Origin of the sequence: Nostoc sp. XA010 (assembly GCF_020829625.1) — a bacterium.
GTDB lineage: Bacteria > Cyanobacteriota > Cyanobacteriia > Cyanobacteriales > Nostocaceae > Nostoc.
Genome location: NZ_JAIVFX010000014.1, coordinates 121,477 through 143,411 on the forward strand (window position 1 = coordinate 121,477; position 21,935 = coordinate 143,411).

A 21,935-nucleotide genomic window follows, 5' to 3' on the forward strand; every position below is an offset into this window, starting at 1 on the left:
CGCCTACGCAAGGGGCATCATTCACTGTAATAAATGATGCCTAATTTTTGCCTGTTACGCCGTCTGTTTAGAAGTTGCTTTTAAGTCTGCGGTCGATTTTAACCGGGTGATGGTGGCTTTACGAATGCGCTCGCTCTTGCGTACTCCGCCTGTCATCTCGTATTCCCGGCTGTCTTTGCCATACTTCAACGCTACACCACTAACCAAGCGCTCTGAGGTTTCCCGAATGGTCTTTTCAAGCGTTTCTATTTGTTCCTTTGCTGAGTCAATGGCAGTTAGCATCATATTATACTGGTCAATCTGGTTGCGGAGTTGCCCGGTTAACTCGGTTAAATGGTTTAAGCTGATCGAATCACCAAAGTCGAGGCTGGAATTAATCGATTTAAATCCGATTACTCTCTGTTCGGTTTTTTCTAGCACGGTAGAGCTTCTTTTTTGGCGTGACATCAATGCAGACTTTTTACTAAACTTTATCTTTCTAGAGTGTCTCAACGGAACGGTATAGTGGTTCAGTAAAGCTTGCAGAAAAAGGTGTTTTTTGTAATAAGATTGGATTATTAGCTCAGTAATTACACGATAAAAGACTTGTGTTGTGAACCAATAAGCTCGTGTTGTGAACCAATAAGCTCGTGTTCTGAACCAATAAGCTCGTGTTCTGAACGAATAAGCTCGTGTTCTGAACGAATAAGCTCGTGTTCTGAACGAATAAGCTCCTGTTCTGAATGAATAAGCTCCTGTTCTGAATGAATAAGCTCGTGTTCTGAACGAATAAGCTCCTGTTCTGAATGAATAAGCTCGTGTTCTGAACAAATATCAAATCTGGGTAATTAGTTATATATTTCCCACAGTCATTGCACCCCACACGCCAGATATCCACTTGGGGAGACCCCAAGACCGCACTGGCTCCCCTTAGCATCGGCTACGGTGTACACACAAGTTTTGCCGCAGCCATATCTTTATTGATAAATCTCGCACTGCGTTTTTATTCCGCCTCGGAATGAATTCCGAGTCTCATAGCTAAAGTCCACTCAAGTGGACTGAATGATTAATTTAGTCTACAAAGCGTGGACTTCAGCTATGAGCCGCCGAACTTTAGTTTTGGGCAGTATGTTGGTGACTGTGACAGTTTCACTCTAAGAAAAATGGTAAAAGATTTGAAACGTATGTGGACAGCACTTGTGTGTACACCGTAGCCTTATTCTTGGGGCTACGGTGTATACACAAGTCTGAAATGGCTGATTAACCAAGACCCCACCCTAACCCTCCCCTTATAAAGGGGAGGGAACTAGATTTCTTGTTTTAATGCATCGGAGGGATTAAGGGGGGTAATTTGACTTGTGTATACACGGTAGATTCTTGGGGAGGGGAGATAAAGCGTAGCTTTGGCGGGGTGGGGTGATTCAGGTTTAATAAGTAATCAAGCGGACATGACATAACATATAAAACTCATATTTGAAATATATCTAGTACGCTATGGCGGAAATAGAGCAACCATTTAGAATCTCTAAAGAGCTTATTCCATAATACTTTTGACTTTTAACTTTTGAATGCGTGACTTCCGCCTTGCGGTACTAGCTCACCTCTATTGTTTTTGGCGGGTTTCCAGCAGCATAAATCTCCCACATAGCAGAATAGGCAAGTTCAAGATTGCGGGTAAAGCGTGGTGTATCAAACAGAGGATAAGTAGTACGATTCTGTGCTAATCTCTGTTTGAGTTCCTGCAATGCTGTAGGGGAATGGCCTAAATGTATTGCCAATTGCTCATATTGTTCTAAGTTATTAGTGATTAAGTCTGGTAAACCAACTGCCCTCAGCAAACTAGCCCCAACACGAGAAGCAAAGGTTTTTCCTATACAAGTGACGACTGGTAAACCTGCCCATAAAGCATCACTAGCAGTAGTGTGAGCATTATAATAAAGGGTATCTAGAAATAAGTCTGCTAATTGATGTCTTGCTAAATGTTCTGCTTTGGTGTGATATTGGGCAAAAATTAAGCGCTCGCTATTAATTCCTCGCGCTTGGGCTTCTCTTTTAAGATTATCCTCAGCAGCAGGAAATCTCACAATTAACCAAAGGACACTTCCTGGAACTGCGGCGAGAATTCTCATCCAAACATCGAAAATCTGCGGTTCAATTTTATAGTTGTTATTGAAGCAGCAAAAGACAAAACCCGACTCAGGTAAACCATACTGATAACGAGCCACAGGGGTAGAAGCGATCGCTTGTTGATAATCGTTGACTTGATAGCTGTGGGGTAAGGTGACTAGCTTCTCGCTAAAACCATCAGCAAATTCTGGCGGTGTGATTACTGGATCGCTAATAATATAATCGATAAAGTCAGCACCCATCGTTCCAGGATAGCCCAAATAGCTAACCTGAATGGGAGCAGGTTGCAAAGCCAAAATAGCAGTGCGAGAACCAGCAGTGTAACCTTTGAGATCGATTAATATATGAATACCATCATCATAAATTTGGCGAGCGCTTTCTTCTATAGATAAAGTAGTAATATCTCGGAAGTGTTCGCTGTTAACAGTTATGTGTTGGCGGTATTCGCTATTGTCGTCTGCGCCGAAAGAGTAAGCAAATATCTCAAAATTAGCTAGCTCGTGCAGGTTAAATAAGCTTTTCATCAAATGACTAGTAGCATGGTTGCGGAAATCATTGGATAAATAGCCAATGCGTAGCCGCCCATTCAAGGAACGGGAATGAGTAAAATTGAGAGATTGCTTTTGACTTGCCCATTGTGCTTTAATATTTTCTCCATGAGTCCGAGCTATTTCTAGCAAAAAAGTCTTGTCCCAAGGCTTGTGTAAGCTATCAAAGGGGCCGATTGTTGTCGGTTTTGCCTTCTCAACCTCAGAGAGAGTTTGTTCCCCGATGCGGGTTAAATCAGACTGACGACTACGCCAATCGCAAGTCATTTCTTTGAGGTAAAACAAGTAATTGAATGCTTCAGCCGAGTCTGGTTGCAGTTGTAAAACCTTTTCAAATGCTACCCTGGCTTCATCTACTTGACCTTGAGTCGTGATCGCCAAAGATAACAGTGCTAACCCTAAACGGTTATATGCTTTAATATAGTCTGGGTTGAGGCGAATAGCTGAACGATAACAAGCGATCGCACCTTCTAAATTCTCTTGCGCCTCTAAGACTATGCCAAGATTTAGATAAGCTTCTGGATAATCGGGATTTTTCTGTAAAGCCTCTTGAAACTTAGCTGCTGCTGCTGATAGCTTACCTTGCATTTGCCAAGCTAGACCAAGATTATTGTGAGCAAAAGCATAGTTCGGGTTGCTGAGAATTGCAGACTCAAAACAAGCGATCGCTTTTTCTAAGTTTTTCTGGGCTACTTCTACGATACCTAAACTATTATGTGCTTCTGCATATTTCGGGTTAATGGTCAATGCCTGTTGGTAAGCCAGAATAGCTTGGTTAGTTTGTCCTTGATTGTCCATAATTACGCCCAACTGATACCAAGCGGGAGCATATTGGGGATATTGGGCGATTATCTGTTCGTATAAAGCGATCGCTTCTGTAAATTGTAGTTGTGTTTGTAAAGCTAATGCTTGTTGATAAAGCTGTTCTACGGCTCTTAATTGGTGCTGGGGGGTTGGCCATAACCAATCAGAATTAGGCCAGTCTTGATTCTGAGGCGTGATTGCACATATCGTATTGTTCCGATTTGCGTTGTCAGTAAATTCTTGTGTAGGCGCTGACTTGTCAGTTTGCAAATTTCCCTCTATGAGAGGAGAACGTGGATCGAGGGTAATCAACTGCTGAATCTCCTGAGTCTGGAATCCTAAAGCTTGTGGGCGACGGACTCCTGGTAACACCTGCACATCATAAAGTTCCGTCACTTCTCCTTCTAGACGTAGCCAGTGGACAACTTGACCCGTTTTCAAGTCAATGACCATCAACCCACATCGGGGTTCAGCACCTTTATTGACTAAATTCTCATCCAGTTTTAAACCAGAAAAAGTTTTGTCGCGGGGCTTAGATAAGCCGACAATGGCATAATCACCAGTAAATGCCAAACCACGCAGAAAACCAGGACAAAAAGTAACAGCCTGAAATACTCCATCGGAATCAATATAACCAAATTCCCCCGTGCCAGCATTCAGCAACCACAACTTACCCTGATAAAATCGTGGGGCGTGGGGCATAGATAAACCCCTAGCAATTACCCGATCAGATTGAATATCAATAATACAACCGCCGCTTTGTCGCTTGTCCCGCCAACCATCCACTACATCAGATTCACCACAGAGGGTAACATAGCGGGGTTTACCGTCCACCATCGCCAAACCATTGAGGTGACAGCGATCTTCATTTACCAAACTAGAAATAAATTTAGGTTTCCATAAAGGAATGCAACTATGGCGATCGCTCACCGTTGCTAAACAATTTAATATAGTACTGATAAAAATAATGCGTTCGTTACCAGCTTCCACCGCCAAATCATGAATATCTAAATCCCCAGTAGTATAAGCAATCCGGGGAATATACAGCTTGTCATAACCATCATAAAGTTGTCCTGGAGTCAGCACATTATCTAACTGCCAAAGTTGGGATCTAGAACTGAGATAAATTCGTTCTGGGGTAGCATATAACCCCATTGCGCGGTCAAAAACGCGCTCAAATCCCGACAATTGTCCGTGGGTGTTCACCCCTAACAGCATCAGACGCGAACTTTGATAGGTAGAGAAAGCCAGACTAATTTGCTGGGATTGTAGCCAGTCGATGAAATTACGCGAGGCGAGTATTTCTACAGGGAGAGCAGCTTTAGCAGTGGATTGTACGATCATTGGCAAAAAAATTAACTTTTGACACTAGTAATAAACATTGCTAGAGTGTTGGGCGTTTAGTTATTAACTATACATACATACAAAATCAAGTCAATAGCTACGTAAAATTCATTAAAACATTTCTCGCCCCCGCTCTTCGCCGCCGCAATCCTACTGACGAGGAAGATCCCCGACTTATTAGAGAAGTCGCGGATCTGACGACCAAGTGATTTTACTTAAGGTCAAAATAATACCAAAACAGGGAAATACTTAAACATTATGACAACTGCAACTATCACAAAGCACACCCTAGTCATCATCGACTCAGCAATTGACGATCATCAAATACTCGTCCAAGGCATCATACCCACAGCCAAAGTAATTACTCTCAACAAACACGAAGACGGCATCGCCCAAATCAGCGCCCTCTCAAAAAACCATCCCGCAGCCAGTATCCAGATAATTGCCCACGGTAGCCCCGGCAGTTTGCAACTAGGTAATAGCCAACTAAGTTTAGACAACCTTTACACCTATCGCCAGCAACTACAACAATGGCTTGCTGCCGAAATCCTCATTTATGGGTGTGAAGTCGCCAGAGGAGAAACGGGAAAAACCTTTATAGAACAGCTACATCAACTTACTGGGGCAAACATCGCCGCCTCAGCCCAGAAAATCGGCAATGCCCAACATGGGGGAACCTGGGAACTAGAGGTGAAGATAGGGCAAATTGGCTCTACTCTGGCGTTGCAACCAGAAGTTAAGGAAGCCTACCCTGGAGTATTTGCTACCTTTGGCACCGCCACCAACTTCACCGTCGGCAGTAATCCCCAATCAATAACAGTAGGAGACTTCAACGGCGACGGCAAGCTGGACTTGGCTGCCGCTAACGTCAACAGCAACAACGTCTCCCTGCTGCTAGGCGACGGCACTGGCGGCTTTGCCACTGCCACCAACTTCACCGCCGGCAGTAATCCCCGATCAGTAACAGTAGGAGACTTCAACGGCGACAGCAAGCTGGACTTGGCTGCCGCTAACGTCAACAGCAACAACGTCTCCCTGCTGCTAGGAAACGGCACTGGCGGCTTTGCCACTGCCACCAACTTCACCGTCGGCAGTAGTCCGTATTCAATAACAGTGGCAGACTTCAACGGCGACGGCAAGCTGGACTTGGCTGCCGCTAACTTCTACAGCAACAACGTCTCAGTGCTGCTAGGCGACGGCACTGGCGGCTTTGCCACCGCCACTAACTTCACCGTCGGCAGTAATCCCCAATCAATAACAGTGGCAGACTTCAACGGCGACGGCAAGCTGGACTTGGCTGCTGCTAACCACTTCAGCTACAACGTCTCCGTGCTGCTAGGCGACGGTACAGGCGGCTTTGCCACCGCCACCAACTTCACCGTCGGCACTAATCATCCTGTGTCACTAACAGGGAGAGACTTTAACAGCGACGGCAAGCTCGACTTAGCTACCGCTAACCACGACAGCGACAACGTCTCAGTGCTGCTAGGCGACGGCACTGGCGGCTTTGCTACTGCCACCAACTTCACCGTCGGCAGTAGTCCCCAATCAGTAACAGTGGGAGACTTCAACGGCGACGGCAAGCTGGACTTGGCTGCCGCTAACTTCTACAGCAACAACGTCTCAGTGCTGCTAGGCGACGGCACTGGCGGCTTTGCCACTGCCACCAACTTCACCGTCGGCAGTAATCCCCAATCAGTAACAGTGGCAGACTTTAACGGTGACAGCAAGCTGGACTTGGCTGCCGCTAACATCAGCAGCAATACCGTCTCAGTGCTGCTAAATGTTAACCTTGCCCCAGTCACTACCGCCACCAACACCGCCCTCGCCTACACCGAAAACGACTCCGCGACAATCATCGACCCTGGCATCACTATCACCGATGCCGACTCCCCCAACCTCAGTAGTGCCACTGTCACCATTACCAACGGTTTTCTCGCCACAGAAGACACCCTCGCTTTCAACGACCAAAATGGCATTACTGGCAGCTATACTAACGGTGTCTTAACCTTAACTGGCAGTGCCACCGTCGCCGACTATCAAACTGCCCTGCAATCTGTTACATATCAAAACAGCAGCGATAATCTTAGCACCACTCCCCGCACTATCAACTTTGTCGTCAATGATGGCAGCTTAAATAGCACTGCTGTAACCCGCGACATTAATCTCACCGCAGTTAATGATGTCCCCAGTGATTTGGAGTTAAGTGCCAACACCGTCAATGATAAAGCAACAGCCAACACGGACATCGGCACATTCAGCAGCACTGACCCAGATCAAAACGATAATTTTGCATACAGCTTAGTTTCGGGAATTGACGATGTTGATAATAATGCCTTCACCATTGATAGCAATAGCCTCAAAATCAACAATTCTCCAGACTTTAAAACTAAGTCTAGTTACAAAATCCGCGTTCGTACCACTGATGATGGTAATCTCACCTTTGAGAAGGGATTGACTATTAATGTTAATAATAATGTTGAAACACCCAGCCGTCTCACTAACCCGAATGATGATGTCTTTAACATTACAAGTGAGGATATTAAAGCCAAACTGGAAATCAAACTCACTGGACACAGTTCTAAGCTGGTGAATGAACTGGGTTTATTTACTGTTGATGATGCTAAAGGTACGATTAATGGTATTGCCCCTGGTGCTGAAGGTTATGCCAAAGCTGCTTTAGATCGGTCAGAGGTAATTTTATCTGCGATCGCTAATATCCCTAATGGATTTGACACCAATAATCTCACCACTCTGCTGGAATTGAATTCTGGTCAGAGTTTTAGATTCTTATTAGTCCAAGACGGTACGCTTGATGGTGTACGCTATAATCCTAACTCCATCGGAAAATTACTGTTTTCTAGCGTCTCAACCCAAAAAATTACAGACTTGGGTGATGATGGTTTCTCTCTCGGTTGGAAGGATGCTTCTGGTAACAGTGCCACAGATTTTAACGATCTAGTGGTGAAAATTAAGCAGACAGATCAAGCTCTACCTTTGGGTACAAATCTCCAAAACAAATTCCAAGGGGAAGTGATTGATTTGCGAGATGTCAAACAATCAGTGAACGCTAAATTTAACGTTTATAGAGAGGCGTCTTACAACAATTACGTTGGCTTCTATCAAGTGACTGATGAAAATGGTGGAATTGATACCAATGGCGACGGCAATGCTGATATTCTCACGGGACAGGCTGGTTATACTCAGGCTGCTGTGCGTGGTCGGGTTGCTGGTATTGATTTAAGTGTGAGTAACCAAGGTAGTGCTACTTACAGTGGTACTTTCCAACCGGGTGCGATTTTTGTTCCCTTTATTATTGTTAACGGTAGCCCTGATGCGCTTTTAGATAACAATTCTAATAACGATCCGGCGGTTTATTTTCCATTCTTGGGTGCTAATTCCGATCAGTCGGATCACATTCGCCTATTAGCAAGTAACACCTTTGGCTTTGAGGATTTGCCTGGTGGTGGCGACAGGGATTTCAATGATGTGATTATCAAAGCTAATTTGACAACTACAATTTAGCAATTGTATCGCTCGTCTGATATCCGAAATACTGCGATGCCTACGGCGGTAAACTACGCAAATAGACCATGCTGTAGGGGCATAGCAATGCTGTGCCCTTACGAAAGAGGTGATTTTGCTGTGGTTAGGACGTGACGATGTGGGAGGGAGGAAAAAGAAGAGTTTATTCAGGCGCTGGAAGCAAATGTGAAAGCAGCGATCGCCCCTGATAAAATAGATATTGTGAACAGTATGGATATGCGTAGGCGTAGCCCGCCGCAGGCATCGTTTTTTTGATCGCCCCTTGTAGAGACGCGATGAATCGCGTCTTTAATTATTTTATTTTCCCACAGTGACAACAATCTCAGAGGAAAGCGATCGCATATTGGATTTGTAGTTGAACAGAGATTGCCTTCTGATAACCTCCAACCGTTGAAGGAAAAAATGCAGGAATAGATGAAAGAGCCAGGAGTACAGCTAGCCTTGCTAATTGACCGCAAGCATTGCCGAGTCTATATTTATCGTCCTGGTGTACCAGAGAAATGTTTGGAAAATCCCGCGAATATTAGCGGTGAATCGGTATTACCTGAGTTTGTTTTGAATATGAGTAAAGTTTGATAATGTACACATCATCTGATTTTAGGCAAATTAGATGTAAATTATGCCACCGCTATAAGCCAAAATTTTTATAGATACTCACACAGGTATAGTCAAAATGGATATTAAGAATGGCTTCGTCGGCGCTGTTGGCAACACACCTCTGATTCGCTTAAACAGTTTCAGTGAAGAAACAGGATGTGAAATCCTCGCTAAAGCTGAATTTCTCAATCCTGGCGGTTCCGTCAAAGACCGCGCCGCACTTTATATTATCAAAGACGCAGAAGAAAAAGGTTTACTCAAACCCGGTGGCACCGTTGTAGAAGGAACTGCTGGTAATACTGGCATTGGGCTGGCACATATTTGCAACGCCAAAGGCTACAAATGCCTAATTATTATTCCCGATACTCAGTCACAAGAAAAAATAGACGCACTGACAGCACTAGGCGCAGAAGTTCGTCCCGTGCCTGCTCTACCCTACAAAGACCCAAACAACTACGTCAAACTATCTGGTAGAGTTGCTGCTGAGTTGGAAAACGCTATTTGGGCAAATCAGTTTGATAACTTAGCCAACCGCCGCGCCCACTATGAAACCACAGGGCCAGAAATTTGGACACAGACAGATGGTAAAATAGATGCATGGACCACTGCAACTGGTACTGGTGGTACTTATGCTGGTGTGGCGTTGTACTTAAAAGAACAAAATCCGGCGATTAAATGCGTTGTTGCCGATCCACTGGGTAGCGCACTTTATAGCTATGTCAAAACCGGCGAACTCAATACAGAAGGAAATTCCATCACCGAAGGCATTGGTAATGGTCGCGTCACAGCCAATATGGAAGGCGCACCTGCCGACGATGCCATTCAAATCGATGACCAAGAAGCTTTACGGGTAGTTTACCAACTGCTAAGAAAAGATGGGTTGTTAATGGGCGGCTCAACAGGCATTAATGTTGGCGCAGCTGTTGCCATAGCGAAGCAGTTGGGGCCAGGACATACCATTGTCACTATCTTATGTGATAGTGGTTCCCGCTATCAGTCGCGGATATTCAATCCTGAATGGCTAGCCTCAAAAGGACTTTCAATAGATTAGTCATTAGTCATTAGTCATTGGTCATTGGCTTCGACTTTTGACGCAATGACAAATGACATAGACGCTCTTTGGCGGCTTCCCGTAGGGTAGGACAAAGGACAAATGACAACTCAACCATCAAACTTCCCCACAATAGACCAACCCTCTTCTCCTAAATGTGTGCGGGTTTGTCAAAATCGCACTTGCAAAAAGCAAGGTGCAGTTAAGGTTTTAGCAGCTTTTGCAGCTTTGCCAATCCCTGGTGTAACGGTAACGGCTAGCAGCTGTTTAGGACAATGCGGCAATGGGCCAATGGTGCTGGTATTACCCGATATGGTCTGGTATAGCAGCGTTCAACCCGATGAAGTATCTCTACTGATAGAAAATCATTTGCTAGGTGGTGAAAGAGTCCAACAGATGCTCTATTATCGGTTTCATCCCCAGAAATAAAGCCAAATTTTCAATATCAATGTCTGCAATATTGTTGACTGAAGTGAGGCATCCCATGAATATCCAACAGCTGCGTCAATCCTTAAAACAAAACTGGCTGAGTTACTACGAGCAAAATATTTCCTGGCTGGTCAAAATGCGAATTTGGGGCACTTACGATGGTCTGCGCCGTCCTTTGTCCGGTTTTATTTTGGCAACACTCTCTGTTTTAGAACCCCAGTTTGATGAAATACTTGCTTTTATGATGGATCTGAGTAACGATCCAGATAAAATAGTCGCCGCTTTAGGTCTTAACTTCAGTCCTGATCAAGAGTTACGTTTAATAAAATCAGAGCATTCTATAGTTATAAGCCAAGTTGAAAGCGAGTTGCCAGATGAGAAATATTCTGAGGATAAACATCTATCATCGGTTGTAACTGCCAGCAAGATTGCTTCTCATTCTCTTGCCAATACTCTAGATTCCAACTTGCCACGCGCCGATCAAGTTGTGCCATCATTTACAGCTACTACTGAGGTAGTTCGCACACGCAAACCTGAGTTGGTAGTTGCAGCAACTAAAGTTGCTCCAGACACTCCGGCAAAAACGCCATCCTCCGGTTTGCTAAAGGAACATCAACCAGTACGCTGGCACTCTGGTCAGTTACCTTCACGAGGATCGGCGACAATGACCAGTGAGGTTAACAGCAAAGCTAAAATGCCATCTGTGGCATTAGCTACTGAGGTTAAAAGCAACGCACCATCTGGCCGAATCCCTGTGGGTGCATCATTGGCAATTACCACTGAGATTAACAGTAATGGTAAACCAGTGCGATCGCCCCTTGGGCGGCTCCCTTCAGGGGCATCGCGAGCAATTACTACTGAGGTTAAAAGTAACGGCAAACACCCGAATATTCAACCAGAAAATGTTAATAGCAAAGTGAATCTAGAAACCACTAATGCCCGCAGTATAGCTTCTTGGGTAGATGAGTTTTGTTATGGCACTAGGGATAAAGAAGAAGATATTTTGACTTGAATTAGTTATGGGTAATCGTGAGAAACAAACGGGATTTCTATGACTTCACCTTCAGTTTCTCCCACTTTGACTTTCAAGCCCACGCCACCAGCTTTAGTACGAATGTAACCTAGTCCAAAGTAACCATCAGTGGTTTCTGTGTAACTGGTAAGTTTGCCGACCTTTTCATCTCCAACTGCGATCGCACTTCCAACTGAAGCAGGGGCACTGAGGCGGATACCCAAAAGGTGTTGTTTTACACCTTTATATGTATTTAATCGAGCAATAGTTTCTTGCCCAATATAGCAACCTTTAGTAAAAGAAATTGTTTGCCACAAACCAACTTCCAGAGGATTATAATCATCTGTGAGTTCTGCATCTGGGGCGGGGCGCCCTTGTAAGATTCGCAAGGCATCCCAGGCGCGATCGCTCATTTCTACTGCCCCAGCTTCTAACAATTTATTCCACACCGAAGATTTATCAGTATTGGGGAAAGTTAAGGTATATCCGGGAGCAGCTAACCCACTACCCACAGCAATCCGCACTTCTTCAGCCGGAGCAATGGTGTATACTTTGTGACTTCCGTAAGGTTGCCCAATGAGTTCGCCAATACCCAACTTTTCTAAAACAGCGTCGCTTCCTGGGCCAATCAGGCTGAAGGTGTTGGTGTCTTCTGTGATATCAGATAATTCCACCTTGTCGGCAAAGAAAATATATTTATCCAGCCATTCCATGAGATATTGGCGGCGGTTAGGTGAAACCAGCAGGATTACCGCATCTTCTCTAACGTAGGCGGTTGCTAAATCAATTGTTCTGGCTGTGGAAGTGACGAAAACAGTATCACAACCTTGTCCTGGCTTGAGTATTTGGAAATTGTTAGTACTTTGGTTGTGTAAGAAGTTGAGGCGATCGTCGCCAGCTACTTTTATACGTCCCCAGGCGGTGCGATCGCATATTGCAACCCCGACTCTGGCAGCTTGGATAGCTGCTGCATCTTTATCGTCAATTGTAGATGTTGGCATGGTGATGAGAAGTTGCCCTGTTTCAATGTTGTCGCACTGAAAATCTTAGCAAATAAGCGTTTGCGGCTTCAATGGCAAAGGAGTGAAAAGGGCGAGGCGATGCCTACGTTGGGCTGCGCCTACGCTATTTTTCAAAATTACATTGTAATTGAGTCTTTTTTTATTTGGAAGTCTCAGATCAGAATTTCTTTTCTCACATTTGAATTTTGAATCCTTCAATCCAAAATTCGAGAATTGAATAGCGTTAAGACTGCTTACAAATTTGCTTTCGAGACTTTTTTAATTTGCCCAGCAAAGTATGCTTCCTCATGTTTGAGTTGTTGCGCTACTTCTAACCCTTTTTGAAAAGCTATTAGTGCTTGAGGAAATTCTTTGCGTTCTACATACAATTGCCCAATTTGGTCATAAGCTTGCATCAGCCCGTAAAAATTGGCCGCTTGCGTCTCTGTTTCCACAAGAATTTGGCTAGCCTGCAAAGCCTCGTCTGTTTGTCCTTGAGCGCGGTACAGCGCAATTAACTTTTGCAAAGCTTCACCAGCACGAACGAACTCCTTTAATTGCCAAGCAGTAGTATAAGCTTCTTGATAATTATTAAAAGCTTCTAGCAGTAAGTTAGGATCTTTCTTTGCCAGAGATTCGTAATCTGAAGCGATCGCTAGCTTTAATTCTGGTATTTCAGTAAGATTATTTTCACTAACGTAAATTTCTACTAGTTTATTAAGTACATTCAATGACTGCTGTGGTTGGCTTGTTCGGTCGTAAATTTCAGCCAACTGTCGCAGATATGTTACCTGGTTTACACGTTCGCCTTGAGAACTAGCTAGACTCAACAATTCCTCGTAGATTGGCGCAGCTTTGGGATAATCAAACCAACTCAAATGCACCTCTCCAATTGTCTTGAGGGTTTGTATGAGTGCTGTTGTATCTTTTTGCTGCCGCACAACTAGCAAAACTTGGTCGTAAGCTTCCGCAGCTAGTTTAGGCGATCGCACATTTTGATAAGCTTGACCTAGCGATCGCCACAATTCTAGATCAATTGGGGCAGTTGTTTTCTGAGATTGTGCCTGCTTTTGAATTGCTTGCAATCGCTGCGTAATATATTGTACTTCTTGTGCATCATTTTGCTTCCAGGCGATCGCCCCGACTCGTGATAGTGCTTGCACCTCTGCTAATGAACCTAAAAAGCGGCGCAAACGAAGTTCCCGGTTCCAAATTTCAAACGCCGCCACCTGATCTCCTGCTTGCAGTTTCGCTGCTGCTTCTTGATTTAAAGCATCCAGCACTGGTTCTAACTTTTGCTGTTCTTGGAGAGTTAACGGCTGTTTATCTTTGGGCAAACGTGGTAGCAGTGGATCGGGTGTGGTAATTTCTAGGGGATTAGGAGGAAATTTATCCGGTGCTTTGGGGTTTTTAGTCTGTGCCAGCGTCAAGGAACTGCTAAAGAGTATAGCGGCAGTAACAATCATAATTAAGCGCCTAAACATGGGTACTTTACCTTGCCTTGAGTTGGTTGCATAAGTTAATTATCCCCATACCCTATTATTTTTACCTTATTCCAGCAATTCCAAAGCGTCACTGACATTACTTTATGTCTCTATCTATTCCAAACACTAAATACATCAATTTAATATCAAGCTAATATTTAAGTGCAATTGCTGAATTTCAATATCGTATTTACATAATTTATGCAAGCGAGAATCTCTTGAAAATGGGTGCGGGATATACTGAATAATTTAATAAAGTTTATTATTTGTCTTCCCATGAGTCAGGAAATATACGCTCCCAATAATTAACTAATATAGGTATCCTTTATTAGAGCTAATTTGCTCTAGAAGTTAAGAAACTTGGTATCAGTTAGCACGACTATGACGAGTAGTACCGTGAAAAACGTTTGGCATTACTGATTTAGAGTATGAATCAAGAGGTAGACAGGCGATATATCGCGTCTTTATATAAATTTTCTTATTCAGCAAGCCAATTTTTTCATGGGTCTTGTTTGGTTAGAACGAAGATATAGCCGCTTGGACTCTGGCTGCTAGTCACCCTTCTCCTTCTGTGCGGTGGTACGACGCTAACGCATAGCTTGCTTAGGGGTAAGGACTTTCTTTCTAAGGTCGCTAACACTGCACTAATAGGTGTTACCCGTCTACAGAGATGGCTCACCGTTTTTACCAATTTAGTCAGCAGCTACTTTTTCAACTAGGAAGGTAAAAAATGGAATGGGCTATTTACAAAAAGAATACGGGCAGTTTTGTAATAGCAGTCGCAATTATGACTGGTGTTGGCGTAATTTCGTATCTTAGTTTGCTTCAGTATAGAGAAAACGCTCAATGGGTAACACATACACGCGAGGTGCTAGAAAAGACTAAAGAAGTAATGTCACAGGTCAAAGATGCAGAAACTGGACAACGGGGCTATCTTCTCACGGGTAAAGAACGGTATCTAGCACCCTATCGCACTGCAACTAGCGAGATTACTCAGAATATTAAGACTTTGCGCCAATTGACTGCGGATAACCCCAATCAACAACGGCGGCTCGATCGCCTTGAACCCCTGGTCGCCAAAAAACTAGTTTTGATGGAACAGGCGATTAACGCCAGGAGCAAAAATTTAGAGTCCGCGCTGCAAATAGTTCAGACAGATCAGGGTCAGCAGATCATGGAGGACATCCGAATGCTGACTAGAGATATGGAGAACGAAGAGAATCAGTTGTTGAAACAGAGGTCGATAGAGGCGAACATTAGCGCTCATCAAACAACTTTGCTGACTATTTTTGGCAGCGTTATCGCTTCTGCGATCGTCGGTTTAGCAGCCATAATTACCAATCAAGAACTTCTCAAACGCAAGCGGATGGAAAATTCTCTGCAAAAAGCTCGTGATGAGTTAGAAATAGAGGTTAGCAAACGGACTGCCGAACTGAGAAACACTAACGAAGAATTGCAAACTGAAATTAATGAGCGTAAAAAGGCAGAGTCAGAGATTCTGCGCTTGAACGTTGAGCTTGAGGGGCGAGTTGCAGAACGCACAGCACAACTCGAAGCCACTAATAAAGAGATGGAAGCATTTAGTTATTCTGTGTCTCACGATCTGCGGGCCCCCTTGCGGAGCATCGACGGCTTTAGCCAAGCGCTACTAGAAGATTATAGTGATAACCTTGACGCACTAGGCCAAAACTACCTACAGCGAGTTCGTGCAGCCACCCAGCGAATGGCACAACTGATCGACGATTTACTGAATCTGTCACGACTGACGCGTAGTGAGATGCGTTACGAAAAGGTGGATCTGAGCGCACTGGTGGAAGCGATCGCCACAGAGTTGCACAGAACACAACCAGAACGCCAAGTAGAGTTTGTAATTACACCGGGATTGGTTGCCAATGGTGATACTCATCTTTTAGGGATCGTGCTAGAAAACCTGCTGGGTAACGCGTGGAAGTTTACAGGAAAAAATCAAAAAGCACGCATAGAATTTGGGTTTTTGCAGGAAGATGACACCCATGTATATTTTGTCCGTGACGATGGCACAGGCTTCGATATGGCCTATGTTGAGAAACTCTTTGGTGCTTTTCAGCGCCTGCACGCTATGACTGAGTTTGAAGGCACTGGTATCGGACTAGCTACTGTGCAGCGCATTGTCCACCGTCATGGTGGCCGTGTCTGGGCCCAAAGTGCAGTAGAGCAAGGCGCAACATTTTACTTCACCCTTTAGCTATAGGAGAACATACAACATGATTTTACTTGTAGAAGATAATCCTGATGATGAAGCGCTAACCCTACGCGCACTTAAGAAAAACAATATTATGAACGAGGTAATAGTGGCACGCGATGGAGTAGAAGCCCTAGACTATCTCTTTGGGAAAGGTGTATACGCCGATCGCGACATGAGCGTTATGCCGAATCTCATTCTCCTAGATTTGAAGTTGCCTAAAATGGATGGTTTGGAAGTTTTGCGACACCTGCGAAGCGACGACAGAACAAAAATCCTTCCCGTCGTCATTCTCACCTCCTCCAAGGAGGAGCAAGACTTAATCAATGGTTACAGCTTGGGTGCCAACAGCTATGTTCGCAAACCAGTAAACTTTTCTCAATTCAGTGAAGCAGTGCGACAACTAGGATTGTACTGGTTTGTGTTGAACGAATCACCACCAAGGGTATAGCTTACCGAAGAAGGCAGGGGACAGGGGGCAGGGGGCAGGGCTGACTTTCTTAATTACAAATTACGAATTACATGGGTATACCACTGCGCGTATTACTTGTTGAGGATTCAGAAGATGATGCTTTGTTGGTGCTGCGTGAACTGCAACGTGGTGGCTATCAAGTAACCTTTGAACGGATTGATACACCCACAGCCATGAAAGCTGCGATCGCAGGTCAAATATGGGATATCGTCATCTGTGATTATTCCATGCCTACCTTTAGCGCCCCTGCTGCATTGAAGCAAGTCAAGAAAAGTGGACTTGACTTGCCATTTATTATTGTTTCAGGAACTATTGGTGAAGATACCGCAGTAGCAGCCATGAAAGCTGGTGCCCATGATTACATCATCAAAGGCAATTTAGCACGACTTATCCCTGCTGTTGCCCGCGAGTTACGTGAGGCACAGGTGAGACGGGAGCGTAAACAAGCACAGGAGCAGATTAAAGCATCGCTTCAAGAAAAAGAGGTGCTATTGAAAGAAATTCATCACCGGGTCAAAAATAATTTGCAGATTATTTCTAGTCTGCTCAACCTGCAAGCAGAGTATATCAAGGACAATCAAGCCCTTGAGGTATTCAAAGATAGTCAGAACCGGATTGACTCAATGGCTCTGATCCACGAGAAACTATATCAATCTCAAGACTTGGCAAAGATTAATTTTGGTGAGTATATCCAAGATTTAGTAACTAATTTATTTTATTCATATAACGTTAATTCCAGCGCTATTACCTTAAAAATGAACGTTGAGGAGGTTTTTTTAGCCATTGATGCAGCTATTCCTTGCGGCTTGATTATCAATGAACTTATTTCAAATTCCCTAAAATATGCCTTTCCCAAAAGAGAATTGGGAGAAATTTGTATTGAATTCTGCTCCATAGAAGCAAATTTATTCACACTTACTATCAGTGATAATGGTGTCGGTTTTGCCCAAGATTTTGACTTTCAAGCTACAGAATCATTAGGTTTGCGATTAGTCAAAGGTCTAACACATCAGCTACAAGGCAATATCGATTTTATCAGCTATAACGGAGTAGAGTATAAAATTATATTCCCGATTAAAAGTTTATAAAACTATAAGTTTAAAAATCATGAATCCAGTAAATATATTAGTTGTTGAAGATGAAATCATCGTAGCAATGGATATACAAAATCGGCTAAGAAAATTTGGATACACTGTTATGGGGCTTGCCGATTCTGGAGAAGAAGCAATTAAGAAAGCAGCAGATAATTCTCTAGATTTAGTTTTAATGGATATTCATCTCAAAGGAAAGATGGACGGTGTGGAGGCCGCTCAAATAATTCATAATGTTTTTAAAATTCCAGTAATATATCTTACTGTTAATGCAGATGAATCAACATTGAATCGAGCAAAGGAAACAGAGCCATTTGGCTACATTCTCAAGCCTTTCAAAGAAAAGGAATTAAAGTTCACTATTGAGATTACGCTTTCCAAACATCGAACAGAAAAAAAATTAAAACAGAATGAACAATGGCTGACTGCTGTACTTAAAAGTATTGGAGATGCTGTAATTACTAGCGATGAATCTGGATTTGTAACTTTTATGAATCCTATTGCAGAAGAGCTAACGGGTTGGAATTATTCAGATGCGTTTGGTAAAGAAGCAACAGAAATATTCAATATTGCTCATGAAGAGACTCGGATAATAATTGAAAGTCCCATCAAGCAAGTCCTTCGTTCTGGCGTTACTGTCAGTCTACCAGAAAAAACGATACTTATTACTAAAAACGGTACAGAAATCCCAATTGATGATAGTATTGCAGCGATTAAAGATGATAACGGTAACATCACGGGTGCAGTTTGCGTTTTTCAGGATATTACCGAGCGTAAGCAGATATTGGAGGCACTAGCGCGTCGCCAGCAAGAATTCAAAGCACTAGTTGAAAATGCACCTGATATTATTTCCAGATTTAACACTCAATTGCGCTACGTTTACGTTAATCCAGTTATTGAAAAGGTTACAGGAATATCAGCCGAAACATTTATCGGCAAAACAAACGCAGAGTTAAATCTGCCAGAAGAATTTTGCCGGATATGCGATCGCAAGCTTGGGCAAGTTTTTCAAACTAAGGAAGAGACGGAGTTTGAATGCAGTTTAGCGATCGCTTCCCAAACAAAACATTACCATACCCGTCTTGTACCTGAGTTGGCTAGCGATGGCTCAGTATTTTTTGTTCTCAGTATTTCTCGCAACATTACTGCTCTAAAACTTGCAGAGGCGCAATTAATTTATGACGCTTTTCACGATATACTAACGGGTCTGCCAAACCGCGCCTTATTTATGGAACGACTAGAACGGGCGCTGATGCTGGCAAAACGACGTGCGAACTATACATTTGCTGTTCTCTTTCTAGACCTAGATCGCTTTAAAGTTGTCAACGACAGTCTCGGCCATACAATTGGTGATCAACTATTAACTGCCCTTGCTCGCAGACTGGAGAATTGCCTGCGTCTTGGAGACACAGTTGCTCGTCTAGGGGGAGATGAGTTTACGATTTTGCTTGAGGATATCAACAACATCCATGACGTAATAGGCGTAGTGGAGCGGATACACGAAGCTTTGACATCTGCGTTCCAACTCAGTGGATATGAGGTATTTACCACCGTCAGCATTGGCATTGCTTTAAATAAGGATAATTACAACCTACCAGAGGAACTACTGCGAGATGCTGACATTGCAATGTATCGCGCTAAGACATTGGGTAAGGCACGCCATGAGATATTTGACTCAAGCATGTACAGGCAAATAACGGAGCTATTAGAGTTAGAGATGGATCTACGGCGGGCAGTTGAACACCAGGAGTTTCAGGTTTACTACCAGCCAATTGTGTTGTTAGAAACTTACAAAATTATTGGTTTTGAAGCTCTTGTTCGCTGGCAGCACCCACAACAGGGATTAATTCCTCCAGACAACTTTATTCCCCTAGCAGAAGAAACTGGGTTGATTATCCCTATTGGTTATTGGGTACTGAGCGAAGCTTGTCGGCAGATGCGTGCTTGGCAAATACAATTTCCTACTGACCCACTCTTGACAATCAGTGTAAATCTTTCCGCTAAACAGTTCTCACAGTCTGGGCTAATTGAGCAAATTTCCCAAATTATGCAAGAGACTGGTCTGGAAGGCAGCAATTTAAAGCTGGAGATTACTGAAAGCGTACTGATGGAAGATATACAATCAGCAACTTTTATGCTCTTGCAACTGCAAGAAATGAATATCCAAATACACTTAGATGATTTTGGTATAGGCTATTCATCCTTGAGTTACCTGCACCGCTTTGCAAGTAATGCCTTGAAGATTGATCGTTCTTTTATTACCAAAATTGGTGCTAACGGCGAAAACTTGGAGATTGTTCAAGCGATCATCACCCTAGCCCAGAGTCTAAATATAGATGTAATAGCAGAGGGCGTAGAAACTGTAGAGCAACTGGCACTACTTAGAGCCATGAAATGCAAGTACGCACAGGGATATTTCTTCTCCAAACCCCTAGATAGTAAATCGATAGAAACATTACTTGCATCTGGCATTCAGCCGAGACAAGGATAGAGTTACGAAGCATAAGCATTTAGCGGTAGGTTAGGGACATCCCATCCAAGAATTAAATTACTCAATTTCTACATCCAACATCACTATCCAATTTTTTCTCCCCCTGCCTTCCAAAACGATTGATTACTTTTTTAGTTGGAAGTCCTTTATTTACTCTCTTTCTCTCCTCTGGCTCGTTCCTGTGTCAAGCTATCAATAGCATCACCCAAGGCAGTAGTAAGGCTATTGCGGGTTTGAGCGTGGTTATCCTGCTCAGTTTTCAAAGCTTGCAAGAGGCGATCGCGTTCTTTGATTACGGTGATGAGTTTAGCTTGCAATTCCTCTACAGATTTCAGTTGTTCTATTTCTTGTTGGATCGCTGTTACTGGTGTTCCAGCAGCCAGTGTCTCCATCTCAAGACCCTGAAGCTTATGCAATTCTGCCTTGAGGGATGCGATCGCCTGTTGGGACAATTGAGCATCTGTGCGCCGTTGTTCTGCTTCTGTGTTGTAAAGCTGACGCCATTTTTGGGCGCTTTCCCAAGCAGCATCGCGATCGCTTTGAAGTCCCGCCATCTGCTCTTTGATTGTCTGGATTTCTGTCAACCACTCTTGTGTTAAATCTTGATTCATAAATAATTTGTCATTAGTTTTTTTCCCAGCTCCCTACTCCCTACTAAGTATTATTGCGGTAAAAAGATAAATGCGATCGCTACGCAAAATTTGGCAAAGTAGTTAATAAAGCCGACCAGTTTTAACTCTAAATTATGCCAAAGCCTCGTTTTTTACGCTTCTTTCGCCACCTCAATTGGGGCACGCTCAAAAAAACTTTTGCTAGGACAATGGAAAGACGACTTTTTGGACTCGCCTCAGAAATCGCCTTCAATGCTATGTTATCTCTGTTTCCGGCAATTCTTGCGATCGTTACAGCCATTGGCTTATTAGCAGAATCTTTACAAGCTACCTTTAAACAACTGGCGGTACAACTCAGTCAAGTCCTACCTGAACAAGCCCTGACTCTGATTCGTGATTTTGCTACCACAGAAATTACTAATTCTAGAAACAGTGGTTTATTTTCTCTGAGCTTCGTATTAGCAATTTGGACTGCTTCTGGGGCGGTGAGTACCGCTATGACTGCCTTCGACCAAATCCATCAAATTCCTTCAGAAAGCATCCGTCCCTTTTGGAAAGCCAAGCTCGTCTCTCTGGCATTAACAGCCGGTACTATGTTGCTTTTAGTGTTGGCTTCTTTCTTGGTCTTTACCAGTGACCTACTGTTGGTAATGGTAGTACGCGGAAATGGTTCTTTGATTTTCTTGTTACATCTTTGGCAGCTGTTACGCTGGCCTTTAGCTTTAAGTATTGTTGCTGTCGCCTTTAGCTTTATATATCGCTATGGCCCAAGCCAATGGAACTCAGGCACACCAATGATGCCTGGAGCAATTTTAGCAGCTGTTTTCTGGGCGATGTTGTCTGCTCTATTTCGGCTTTATGTGGCGAATTTTGGCAATTATAATAAAGTCTATGGCGCAGTAGGGGCTGTAATAGTTTTAATGCTTTGGCTATCGATGAGTGCTGCGGTTCTGTTAATCGGCGATCAGTTGAACGTGACTGTCGGCGAAGATATGCGCCCAAAAGCACGTCAGGATCTCGTAAAAAATATTAAATTGTAAATATCGTTATAAATCCCTGAGAAAATTTTTGCAAAAGTTTAGTAGGGGAGTAGAATATCTAACGACTCAAGACAAACTTAGCGATCG

Annotated in this window: 14 protein-coding genes and 1 pseudogene; 10 read left to right on the plus strand and 5 right to left on the minus strand. The window is 43.5% G+C overall.

Features of this window, described 5'->3' with window-relative positions; translation table 11 throughout:
- Window positions 1-54: 54 nt before the first annotated feature.
- Window positions 55-447 carry a hypothetical protein gene (locus LC608_RS20675; protein WP_229555299.1) on the minus strand — a complete coding sequence of 131 codons (393 nt, stop codon included), beginning with the start codon at window positions 445-447 and terminating at the stop codon, window positions 55-57.
- Window positions 448-1,571: 1,124 nt separating this feature from the next.
- The gene (locus tag LC608_RS20680; RefSeq protein WP_229555300.1) at window positions 1,572-4,802 is read right to left on the minus strand and encodes a TIGR03032 family protein; all 3,231 of its coding nucleotides are present in this window, start codon (window positions 4,800-4,802) and stop codon (window positions 1,572-1,574) included.
- 258 nt (window positions 4,803-5,060) lie between these two features.
- Here LC608_RS20680 and LC608_RS20685 point away from each other — a divergent pair, with 258 nt between their 5' ends.
- The 5 genes and pseudogenes from LC608_RS20685 (at window position 5,061) to LC608_RS20705 (ending at window position 11,437) form a co-directional block, all read left to right on the plus strand.
- Window positions 5,061-8,327 (plus strand): FG-GAP-like repeat-containing protein, encoded by a 3,267-nt coding sequence (locus LC608_RS20685; protein ID WP_229555301.1) that lies wholly within the window; start codon window positions 5,061-5,063, stop codon window positions 8,325-8,327.
- 369 nt (window positions 8,328-8,696) lie between these two features.
- Window positions 8,697-8,924, plus strand: a pseudogene (locus LC608_RS20690) (Uma2 family endonuclease); the annotation flags it as partial.
- Window positions 8,925-9,021: 97 nt separating this feature from the next.
- On the plus strand, window positions 9,022-9,996 hold the full coding sequence (locus LC608_RS20695) for a cysteine synthase A (protein ID WP_229555302.1): 975 nt from the start codon (window positions 9,022-9,024) through the stop codon (window positions 9,994-9,996).
- 102 nt (window positions 9,997-10,098) lie between these two features.
- Complete coding sequence (locus LC608_RS20700) at window positions 10,099-10,425, plus strand: ferredoxin (protein WP_229555303.1); 327 nt, start codon at window positions 10,099-10,101, stop codon at window positions 10,423-10,425.
- Between the two features lie 55 nt (window positions 10,426-10,480).
- Window positions 10,481-11,437 carry a DUF5331 domain-containing protein gene (locus LC608_RS20705; RefSeq protein WP_229555304.1) on the plus strand — a complete coding sequence of 319 codons (957 nt, stop codon included), beginning with the start codon at window positions 10,481-10,483 and terminating at the stop codon, window positions 11,435-11,437.
- A gap of 5 nt (window positions 11,438-11,442) precedes the next feature.
- Here the strand turns inward: LC608_RS20705 and LC608_RS20710 are convergent, their stop codons facing one another.
- Window positions 11,443-12,438 (minus strand): folate-binding protein YgfZ, encoded by a 996-nt coding sequence (locus LC608_RS20710; RefSeq protein WP_229555305.1) that lies wholly within the window; start codon window positions 12,436-12,438, stop codon window positions 11,443-11,445.
- Window positions 12,439-12,692: 254 nt separating this feature from the next.
- A complete protein-coding gene (locus tag LC608_RS20715) occupies window positions 12,693-13,922 on the minus strand; it encodes a lipopolysaccharide assembly protein LapB (protein WP_229555306.1) in 1,230 nt (409 codons plus the stop codon).
- Between the two features lie 730 nt (window positions 13,923-14,652).
- On the opposite strand from LC608_RS20715, the gene LC608_RS20720 reads away from it, so the two are divergent.
- The 4 genes from LC608_RS20720 to LC608_RS20735 all read left to right on the plus strand — a co-directional run bounded on the left by LC608_RS20720 (window position 14,653) and on the right by LC608_RS20735 (window position 20,197).
- Window positions 14,653-16,146 carry a CHASE3 domain-containing protein gene (locus LC608_RS20720; RefSeq protein ID WP_229555307.1) on the plus strand — a complete coding sequence of 498 codons (1,494 nt, stop codon included), beginning with the start codon at window positions 14,653-14,655 and terminating at the stop codon, window positions 16,144-16,146.
- Window positions 16,147-16,165: 19 nt separating this feature from the next.
- The gene (locus tag LC608_RS20725) at window positions 16,166-16,594 is read left to right on the plus strand and encodes a response regulator (RefSeq protein ID WP_229555308.1); all 429 of its coding nucleotides are present in this window, start codon (window positions 16,166-16,168) and stop codon (window positions 16,592-16,594) included.
- Window positions 16,595-16,665: 71 nt separating this feature from the next.
- Entirely contained in the window at window positions 16,666-17,703 is a 1,038-nt protein-coding gene (locus LC608_RS20730) for a sensor histidine kinase (RefSeq protein WP_229555309.1), read from the plus strand.
- A 19-nt stretch (window positions 17,704-17,722) separates the two neighbouring features.
- Window positions 17,723-20,197, plus strand: coding sequence for an EAL domain-containing protein (locus LC608_RS20735; protein WP_229555310.1), 2,475 nt, complete (start codon window positions 17,723-17,725; stop codon window positions 20,195-20,197).
- A gap of 146 nt (window positions 20,198-20,343) precedes the next feature.
- Here LC608_RS20735 and LC608_RS20740 read toward each other — a convergent pair whose 3' ends face one another.
- Entirely contained in the window at window positions 20,344-20,808 is a 465-nt protein-coding gene (locus tag LC608_RS20740) for a hypothetical protein (RefSeq protein WP_229555311.1), read from the minus strand.
- Window positions 20,809-20,942: 134 nt separating this feature from the next.
- Between LC608_RS20740 and LC608_RS20745 the strand changes: the two genes are divergently transcribed.
- Window positions 20,943-21,848: a YihY/virulence factor BrkB family protein gene (locus tag LC608_RS20745; RefSeq protein WP_229555312.1), complete on the plus strand. Its 906-nt coding sequence runs from the start codon at window positions 20,943-20,945 to the stop codon at window positions 21,846-21,848.
- The last annotated feature ends 87 nt before the right edge of the window (window positions 21,849-21,935 follow it).

Excerpts from the sequence above, each read along its gene's own strand:
- LC608_RS20715 (WP_229555306.1), bottom strand. The coding sequence starts at position 13,922 with ATGTTTAGGCGCTTAATTATGATTGTTACTGCCGCTATACTCTTTAGC.
- LC608_RS20735 (WP_229555310.1), top strand. The coding sequence starts at position 17,723 with ATGAATCCAGTAAATATATTAGTTGTTGAAGATGAAATCATCGTAGCA.
- LC608_RS20710 (WP_229555305.1), bottom strand. The coding sequence starts at position 12,438 with ATGCCAACATCTACAATTGACGATAAAGATGCAGCAGCTATCCAAGCT.
- LC608_RS20720 (WP_229555307.1), top strand. The coding sequence starts at position 14,653 with ATGGAATGGGCTATTTACAAAAAGAATACGGGCAGTTTTGTAATAGCA.
- LC608_RS20730 (WP_229555309.1), top strand. The coding sequence starts at position 16,666 with ATGGGTATACCACTGCGCGTATTACTTGTTGAGGATTCAGAAGATGAT.
- LC608_RS20680 (WP_229555300.1), bottom strand. The coding sequence starts at position 4,802 with ATGATCGTACAATCCACTGCTAAAGCTGCTCTCCCTGTAGAAATACTC.
- LC608_RS20745 (WP_229555312.1), top strand. The coding sequence starts at position 20,943 with ATGCCAAAGCCTCGTTTTTTACGCTTCTTTCGCCACCTCAATTGGGGC.
- LC608_RS20740 (WP_229555311.1), bottom strand. The coding sequence starts at position 20,808 with ATGAATCAAGATTTAACACAAGAGTGGTTGACAGAAATCCAGACAATC.
- LC608_RS20685 (WP_229555301.1), top strand. The coding sequence starts at position 5,061 with ATGACAACTGCAACTATCACAAAGCACACCCTAGTCATCATCGACTCA.
- LC608_RS20700 (WP_229555303.1), top strand. The coding sequence starts at position 10,099 with ATGACAACTCAACCATCAAACTTCCCCACAATAGACCAACCCTCTTCT.
- LC608_RS20675 (WP_229555299.1), bottom strand. The coding sequence starts at position 447 with ATGTCACGCCAAAAAAGAAGCTCTACCGTGCTAGAAAAAACCGAACAG.
- LC608_RS20705 (WP_229555304.1), top strand. The coding sequence starts at position 10,481 with ATGAATATCCAACAGCTGCGTCAATCCTTAAAACAAAACTGGCTGAGT.
- LC608_RS20695 (WP_229555302.1), top strand. The coding sequence starts at position 9,022 with ATGGATATTAAGAATGGCTTCGTCGGCGCTGTTGGCAACACACCTCTG.
- LC608_RS20725 (WP_229555308.1), top strand. The coding sequence starts at position 16,166 with ATGATTTTACTTGTAGAAGATAATCCTGATGATGAAGCGCTAACCCTA.